Annotated in this window: 1 pseudogene; it reads left to right on the forward strand. The window is 67.1% G+C overall.

Features of this window, described 5'->3' with window-relative positions:
* Positions 1-142: 142 nt before the first annotated feature.
* A pseudogene (locus tag A5740_RS23745) lies at positions 143-1163 on the forward strand (peptidase S53); the annotation flags it as partial.

The following is a 1163-nucleotide window of genomic DNA, read 5'->3' on the forward strand; positions in this document are numbered from 1 at the left end:
CCGCCACCGGTCGAACCGACCGAGAAGTCGATCAACCCCACCGGCGGCAACCTGTTCACCCCCGGCGTCAAGGCACCCCCGGCGCCGACTGCCCTGCCCGGTGACAACTAGGCATCGAACTACCGGAATCGATCGTTCGCCCATGGCCGGGACATACATCGCGCCCGGGCGCGCGCTACTGGCACTGATCCTGCTCGGCGTTCTGCTGGCCTCCGACCTGCGGGCCGCCCCCGCCCTGGAGGATCAGGCGCGTGGCCACATCACCGGCCCGTACGCCCAGTTGCTGGCTGCCTCAACAGATCTCGGCCCGGCCGTCGACCGCTCGGCACAGGTGACGGTGACGCTGCACCGCGCGACGCGACCAACGGCGCTGTACCGGTGGGCCGAGGAGCATGCGTTGTCGGTCCGGTGGCAGTCCGGTCATGCATGGGCCATAGCCGAAGGCCGATCCTCCGATCTGGCAACCGCTTTCGACGTGGACGTCCGCGACTACCGGGGTCGACGCGGTCAGGAGTTCTACGCCTCACCGCAACAGCCGTCGGTACCAGAGGCGTTGCGCGCCGAGATCGCCGAAATCGGCCGCATCCTCGGTTACACGCCCCACCACATGTCCCTACCGGACCTCCGGAACCTGCCGACCGACGTCCCCGATCAGGGGTTGGCGCCGACGGCATTGCTCAACACCTACAACCTCGACGGATTGGCCGCGCAGGGCTACACCGGTAAGAACACCACCATCGTGATCTTCGCGTTCGACGGTTTCGACCAGGGGGACCTCGACACCTTCGCCACCACCTTCGGGCTGCCCAAGTTCACGCCCGTCCTGATCGGCGGGCAACCGAGCACACCGCACGGGGAGACCACGATGGATCTGCAGGTCGCCCACGCCATCGCCCCGGACGCACGAAAGGTCGTGATCAACGCGCGACCGACGGTGCAGGGCGACGGCGCCTACGAAAAGATCGGCACGATGTTGGAGGCCGCCGACCAACAGTTTCCCGGTGCGGTGTGGAGCTTCTCGATCGGTTGGGGCTGCGACAAGTTGATCACCGCAGCCGATCTCGCCCCGGTTCGCTCTGCACTACGCACCGCGCACACCCACGGCACCACCGCCTTCAACGCCAGCGGAGATCTGGCCGGTCTGGAATGCAAAGGTGGACAGG

It is taken from the genome of Mycobacterium sp. GA-1841, assembly GCF_001954135.1.
In the GTDB taxonomy this organism is placed as follows: Bacteria; Actinomycetota; Actinomycetes; order Mycobacteriales; family Mycobacteriaceae; genus Mycobacterium.